The sequence below is a fragment of the Klebsiella sp. Ech2A genome (assembly GCF_030078455.1).
In the GTDB taxonomy this organism is placed as follows: Bacteria; Pseudomonadota; Gammaproteobacteria; order Enterobacterales; family Enterobacteriaceae; genus Klebsiella; species Klebsiella terrigena.
Genome location: NZ_JAQGFU010000209.1, coordinates 1 through 6,972, shown reverse-complemented (window position 1 = coordinate 6,972; position 6,972 = coordinate 1). Strand labels below are relative to the sequence as shown.

Here is a 6,972-nt window from a genome sequence, read left to right as displayed (position 1 = left end):
CGGAAATCATCATGCCGGAGGTGATATCGCCGTTGACCGCCAGCAGCGCGCCGCAGCCGAGCATCAGCGACTGCAGGGCCAGGCGCAGCGTGCGCGTCAGGGAGGTGATCAGCGCCATTCTCTCGCTGCCGCGGCTTTGCAAATGTAAAAACTCGGCGTGCCGGCAGCGCCAGCGCTGACGCAGAGTTTGCAGCATCCCCATCGCCTCTATTGCTTCGGCCTGCCGCAGCTGGCCGTTGGCCCGCTGGCTGGCGTGGAGCGCCACCTTTCCCGCCCGCTCCAGCAGCGGCTGGCTCAGGCGCAGATTGAGCCAGGCCAGCGCCAGCAGCAGCGCCGCGCCGAGGGTCGCCAGAACGCCAAGCCACGGATGCAGCAGATAAACCACCAGCAGATAGAGAGGGAACCAGGGGGCGTCAAAAAAGGCGAACAGCGCGCTGCCGGTCGCGAACTGGCGTAAGCTGGTGAGGTCGTTTAGCGCCTGGCCTGCCAGGACGTTGCCGGTTTTTAGGTTGGTGCCGAACGCGGCGTCAAAAACCCGCGCGTTAAGACGCATATCCAGCTGCGCGCCGAGGCGGATAACCAGCCCGCTGCGCACCCACTCCATCAGGCCAAGAAACAGCAGCAGCCCGACGATCATCAGGGTCAGCATCGTCAGCGTCATAAGGTTGCCGGACGGCAGTACGCGATCGTAGACCTGCAGCATATACAGCGCCGGCGAGAGCATCAGAATATTGATTGCCGCGGTGAACAGCGCCACGCACCAGAAGCCGCGCCGGCAGGTCGCGAGCGCCGCCAGAATCTCCTGCCGTCCCGCCTGAGGCACCTGAGTTTCGCTCATTCTTTCTCCTGCCTGAACCGTTTCCCCGCCGCGGCGGGGAAACGGAAGGGTTAAGCCGCCAGCAGGTCCGTATGGTCTGCGGTTGCCGATGTGCCCACGACCGCCGCGATCTGATCGAAGGTCGAGTCGATGCTCAGGTTGTACTGGTCAAGGATGCCGTTCAGCGCCGTTTCCAGCGCGCTGGTATCACCGGACATCAGGCCGTACACCACCTCATGCACGATGCCGTCATGACCTTCGGACTGCGCGCTGCTCAGGCCGAGCCCGCTGAAGCTAACGTCCAGCGCCTGGATGTTGTAAGGCGAAGAGCTGCCGCCCTGCAGGCCGTCGCCGAACGACAGGCCGTCAAGGGAGCCGTACAGCGTGTGCGCCGGGTCGGCAAACAGGGTATAGGTTAGGTTTCCTTCCGCCACGAATGAGGTGATGTTGTTCGCGGTGCTGGTGATAGCGTACTGGCTTCCGGACAGCGAACCGCCGTAGAAGCCGCCGGAGTTGCTATCGTCCACGTTACCGTTGGTATGGTTAACGTCACCAAACGTGGCTGACCATTCAGCCAGATAATCATGAATGCTATAGCTGCCTACAGAGCTGTCGTAATCCACTGAAAATGCCATATTGGTCTCCTGATATTACAGATATCGCGGCCTTTTTACGTGCAGAGCACGTCCGAACTACGCCGCGTCATACGGGGGTTAAAAGCGGTATTCGATGCCACCCTGCACGGTGCGTCCGCGGCCTAAGGTATTGCCCAGGGTTTCGCCGTAGCTGACCACGTAGGCGCGGTTGGAGACGTTCTCCACGGAGCCGCGCAGCGTCAGGTTGTCGGTCACGCGATAGCTGGCGTAAAGGTCAAACAGGGTGTAGCGCGGCCAGTCGGCCAGATAGGGGTAGTTGCTCGGCACGCTGTGATCCTGATAGCCCGGCGCAAAGCGCACCGTGACGCCGGCGTCGAGCTTGCGGTCAAAGGCGCGACCGCCGAGGGTAAACGAGCCGCGATCGCCGGGGAGAAACGCGGCGGAGCTGAACTGGCTGCCGCCGTCGCAGGTCACGAAGTTGTTCGCCTCATCATTATCTTCCCAGTACCAGTTATTGGCGCTGCCGGCGCCCTGCTGCTTCCCGCCCAGCCACGCTTTCCGCGAGCAAAATTCGTTTTTGCCGATCATGTGCGTGTAGGTGAAATCGGTATAAACAAAGCCCGCATCGTAGTTCAGCTGATACTCGATCCCGCGAAAACGGGTGGTGTTGAGGTTATTGACGTACGCGGTGTTGCCCAGCCCCGGCTGCGTAATGCCCGGCTTTTCGCGGTTAATCGCCATGCTGATATAGTTCGACACCTTGGTATCGAAGTAGGCCACCTTGACCGCCAGGCGATCCTCCTCCTGCAGCAGACCGCCTTTCAGCAGGTTCACCCCCACTTCCCAGGCGCGGGAGCGTTCCGCCTGCAGGAACGGGTTGGGATACTGCGTGGAGTCGCCGTGGGCGCTGCCGCTGGTCAGGGTTTCGGTAATCGCCGGCGGACGCCAGGAGCGGCCGTAGGTGGTATACAGCTCCAGCCAGTCGACGCCCGGCTTCACCGCCAGCGCCAGCGTCGGCGACACCCGGGACTCTTCGCGATCCACCAGCCATTCATGGTAAGAGCTGGAGATGAGGCAGCCGCTCAGACGACGCGAGGTGCAGGGGTTATCGATGGTGTAGGTCGCTTCCGGGTAGTTCATGCCGGTGGTGCCGCGCAGGCGATAGCGGTCATAGCGCAGCCCGCCTTCGACGGTGAGCCAGTCGTCGTACTCGTAGGTCAGCGTCGAGAACAGGCTGAATATCGACCGGTTTCCGCCGGGCGTCACGCCCTCCATATCCTCAGACGTTGAGCGGCTGGTGGCTTTGTCATAGTAAAACTCGGCGCCGTAGTTCGCCTTCAGCCCGTGCGCCGGGGCCAGCGAGAAGTGCGAGGTGTTTTGCAGCTGGGCGCCGTAGGTGCGCAGGCGGGTTTGCGTCCAGTAATCCGCCGTCGTCCCGCTGCCGTAAGTATCGCTGTTCGAGTCGGTATCGACGTAGTAGAGCTTGGCGTGCAGATCGAGCCAGTCGCGATCGTAGGGCGCGAGGCTGTAGTCGAGGGCGACGTTGCGCGCCATCACCACGTCGTAGCCGCTCTGCTTCCAGCCCAGCGTCCGGTCATCGCCTTCGCCGACGGCGGTCAGGGTGCTGGCCGTCGGCGAGCTCACCTGGGTTTGCAGATAGCTCAGCTGCAGGCGCTGGTTAGCGGGCAGATTCCAGCCCACCTTCGCCATCCGCGACAGCATCTTGTAGCGGCTGTCGGTAATCTGATTATTTTTTAACGCGCTGGCATAGCGATCGTAGTTGCCGGTGTCGTTATTGACGCGGATGTCGCCGATATCGCCCTTATTGCCCGGCCAGTAGTCGCTCAGGTGGCGCTCGCTGGCGGCCAGCAGAATATCTCCCGTCTCATTGCCCCACGCCAGCGCGCCGCTGCCGATAAAGCGGGTGCCGTTATCGCCGGTGCTGGCGTGCAGCTTGCCGCCCAGCTCTTTGCCGTCATAGATAAAGTCGCTGGCGTTGAGGGTGTTAAAGGTGGCGATGCCGCCCAGCGTGCCGGCGCTACCCATGCCGCCGGTGGTGCCTTTTTCGACGGTGACCCCGCTCAGCAGCTCCGGATCGATGTACATGGTGCCGTTACGCTGGCCGTGGCCGCTTTTCTGGAAATTCTGCCGCATCCCGTCGATGTTCATGTTGACGCGGCCGTAGTCCTGCATCCCGCGAATATTCACCGACAGGGCCGGATCCTGCTGGCTCACGCTGGAGTAAACGCCGGCCGTCTGCTCGAGGATATCCGCCGCGTGCCGCGCCGGCCGGTCGTCCATCTTCTTGCGGTCGATAACGCTGACGGAGCGGGGCTGTTCGTAGACCCAGTCATCCGCAGAATAATTTATGGTGGCGGTCACGGTTAAGGTATCGTCGCTCACCGGCCCACCGATGCGGGTTTCATCGGCGCGCCGCGCGCGGAGAATAATCTGCCCGTCGGCGGTAAATTCCGGCGCCACGGCGTTGTTGCCAATCAGCTGGCGCAGCGCGGCGGCGATCGGCATCGTGCCGTTCAGCGGCTGCGACTTCATCCCCTGCACCGTACTGTCTTCAAAAAAAATCTGCACGCCGGACTGCTCGCCAAATCGCAGCAGCGCGCTTTGCAGAGATTGCGGGGGAATGGCGAAGGTTTTGTTCTGTTTTACCGCTTCCGTTGCCGCCGCTGCGGCCTGGCTCAGCGCTGGCGCGGTCAGCGCTAACGTCAGCGATATGGCAAAAGCAAGGCGACGACGGCTTTTGCAAAATTGGGGCTGTAATGGGTGCATGTGTGTACTCGATTATCGTTGATAATGGTAATCAATCTCATTCAACAATAAAGACGAACGACGTACACAAACCCGTAAAAATTTTTTAGAAAAAGTAAAAATATAAAAATGGGCCCACAAAAACGCCCGCACAACCTAGTACAGCAGGGTCATTCCCGGCAGCCTCATCTGCTTCGCCCCCAGCGTCTGGCGCAGGGTTTCAACGGCGCGTTCAGGATCCTTGAGCGCGAAGGCGCCGCTGACGGTCCGCTTTCTCAGCGCCGGATTGACGACGATAACCCGCTGGCTCTGGTAGCGATTTATCCGCGCCACCGCCTCGCCTACCGGCAGCCCGTCGATAATCAGCCAGCCGCGCCGCCAGGCGAACTGCGCCGGCGAAACCGGCCGCCGCGTCAGGCGATTATCGGCATAGCGCGCGCCCTGCTGCTCATCCAGCACCAGCGATTGCCCTTTATAGCTGACCCGCACGCTGTGCTCATGCACCGCCACGTCCGCCCCGCTGTCGTCAAGATCGACGCTGAACTGCGTCCCTAACGCCTGCGTAACGCCGCCGTTCGCCTCTACGCGAAAGGGCCGCGTCTCGCGGCTGCTCAGCGGGGCGACGGTAAACCAGGCGTTGCCGGACAGCAGCGTAACGCGCCGCTCCCCGGCGTTGAAATGCAGCTCGATGGCGCTGCGGCTATCGAGATCGACCCGGCTGCCGTCCGGCAGCGTCACCTGGCGAATTTCGCCGGCGGCGGTGTAATAATCGGCCTGCCAGCGCAGCCAGGCGTCGGGAAGCATCAACAGTACCGGCAGGGACGCCAGCACCACGACGGCGGCCGTCGCCCAGGAGCGCCAGCGGGGACGAACGCTCGCCGCCGCCGGGACGGGCAAAGGTACCACCGTGGCAGATGGCCCATCCGCTTCGCGGGCGGCCGGCGTCGCTCGCGGCAGCGTCCCGAGCATCAGCCACAGCTGCTGCGCCTGAATCAGCGCGTCGGCGTGCTGCGGATCCGCCTCCCGCCACGCGGCCATCGCCCGCTCCTCATCGTCGGTCAGCGACCGCTCGGCCATTTTCACAGCCCATAGCGCGGCCTGCTGACGTATTGCCTCACTCAACTGACTCATTTCACTGCTTCCTGACTATCCGGGTTAATCATTAAGACGTTTGAACCAGGTAAAACCCGTAAAAAAAATGCCATTATTTCTGTATTCCGCACATCAGGGTTGCCAGCGCCTGCGCCAGATGTTTTTCTACGGTGCTGAGCGATACGCCCAGCCGCGTCGCAATCTCCGCCTGCGGCACTCCTTCGAGCCGGCTGAGGCGAAAAATAGCCTGCGTCCGTTCCGGCAGGCTCAGCAGCTGGCCGACAATCCGCTCAACCTGCTGCTGGTCAATCGCGCGCTGTTCAGCGCCCGGATCGTCGCTGGGAAAGTGGGCCATCTCATCATCGCTGAATGCCATGGTTTGCCGCCGCTGCAGCTGGCGGTAATGATCGAACAGCAGATTCCTCGCCGTACGGAACAGATAGGATTCGCTGTCCTGAATTTTTCCCTGTGGATAGTGTTCGAAGAGGCGGGCAAAACTCTCCTGCATCAAATCGTCGGCCAGCTGCGCATCGTGCAGCTGGCTTTTCAGATACGCCAACAGCGGCTGGGCATGACGCTCAAACAGCACCTGCAGCTCAATATTGGACATTAACTTTTCCCTGAGGAGCCTGCATCAAAGCCACTATAAATCACATAAATGATTCTCATTTTCAATAAGCTTTTTAGCCGCCGCGGCGCCGGAAGCGTTCAAAGGGAGGCTGGCGCCGGCTTCCTGCGCCTGAGACGGGCTGGTGCGAGAGGCCGCTGCTGTTCATCGCTGCTGCGGGTCTGCTGGGCGGATAAAGCGGTGGGTTCCGTTTTCAGGCGGCGCTGGTGGGACGGAGGTTCCGGCGGGTTTGCTGGCGATCCCGCCAGCATCCCCGTCGCGCGGGCTTAGCGCTCGTCGGCTTCCTCCAGCGGGACGATGCGCCACTCGTTAGGCTGCTGTCCGGGCGAAATCCACATCGGCACCACGTTACCGAGCCGGATGCCGTAAGGCGTACCGAGCGCATAGCGGCGCAGCACCCGAAACACGCCGGAATGAGCGATAATTAACGGACGCTCATACTGCGTCAGGATCGTATTTAGCGCGCCGGTCACCCGATGGCAAAACGCTTCCCAGCTTTCGCCGCCGGGCGGCGTCTCCTCATACGGCGGCTGCTCCGTCCACGGCCGGCGCTCTAACTCCCCCCAGTCCCGCTCGCGCAGATCGTCGAACACCGTATAGGGCACGTCGGGGAGCGCCAGCTCGGCCGTTTGTCGCGCGCGCAGCAGCGGGCTGACGGCGACGCCGTTCCAGCGATAGCGGCCCAGCAGCGCGCGGGCCTCCTGCGCCTGCAGTTCGCCCTCCTCGGTGAGCGGTACGTCCGTACTTCCGCCGATTAATTTATCCCGGTTAAGGGCCGTTTCGCCGTGGCGAACGAAGACAAAAGGCTTACAGATTATTGGCATAGTTCCATCTCGATCGTCGGATGAGTCATGATTTGGCAGCCCAGCGCCTGCTGCCACAGAAGCGGGCTCTCAATGGCGGTAAACAGCGGCATAAAGTAGCGGCAGGAGAGCCGGGAGATCAGCGTTTGCAGGCAGCTGACGGTGGGGTGCACGTTCCAGCGGCAAAAATCGACGTCGCCTGCCAGCCACTGCTGGCGCGCGAGCTGGTTGAGGTGGCCGGTAAACAGGGTTCGATGCTGAAAATCCTCC

At 62.0% G+C, this 6,972-nt stretch carries 7 protein-coding genes; all 7 read right to left on the bottom strand.

What is annotated here, in order from left to right:
* On the bottom strand, nucleotides 1-838 hold an 838-nt coding region (locus tag PFH44_RS23145; RefSeq protein ID WP_283826283.1), incomplete at its 3' end, for an ABC transporter transmembrane domain-containing protein.
* A gap of 50 nt (nucleotides 839-888) precedes the next feature.
* A complete protein-coding gene (locus PFH44_RS23140; protein ID WP_045856780.1) occupies nucleotides 889-1,452 on the bottom strand; it encodes a heme acquisition protein HasA in 564 nt (187 codons plus the stop codon).
* A gap of 78 nt (nucleotides 1,453-1,530) precedes the next feature.
* Nucleotides 1,531-4,200, bottom strand: a complete 2,670-nt coding sequence (locus PFH44_RS23135) for a TonB-dependent receptor (RefSeq protein ID WP_283826282.1) — start codon at nucleotides 4,198-4,200, stop codon at nucleotides 1,531-1,533.
* A gap of 135 nt (nucleotides 4,201-4,335) precedes the next feature.
* Entirely contained in the window at nucleotides 4,336-5,310 is a 975-nt protein-coding gene (locus tag PFH44_RS23130) for a FecR family protein (RefSeq protein ID WP_283826281.1), read from the bottom strand.
* 73 nt (nucleotides 5,311-5,383) lie between these two features.
* Entirely contained in the window at nucleotides 5,384-5,881 is a 498-nt protein-coding gene (locus tag PFH44_RS23125) for an RNA polymerase sigma factor (RefSeq protein WP_045856774.1), read from the bottom strand.
* 284 nt (nucleotides 5,882-6,165) lie between these two features.
* Entirely contained in the window at nucleotides 6,166-6,723 is a 558-nt protein-coding gene (locus tag PFH44_RS23120; protein WP_283826280.1) for a histidine phosphatase family protein, read from the bottom strand.
* Nucleotides 6,714-6,972, bottom strand: a 259-nt coding sequence (locus tag PFH44_RS23115; RefSeq protein ID WP_283826279.1) for a hypothetical protein, incomplete at its 5' end; no start/stop codon positions are given. The genes PFH44_RS23115 and PFH44_RS23120, both read right to left, overlap by 10 nt.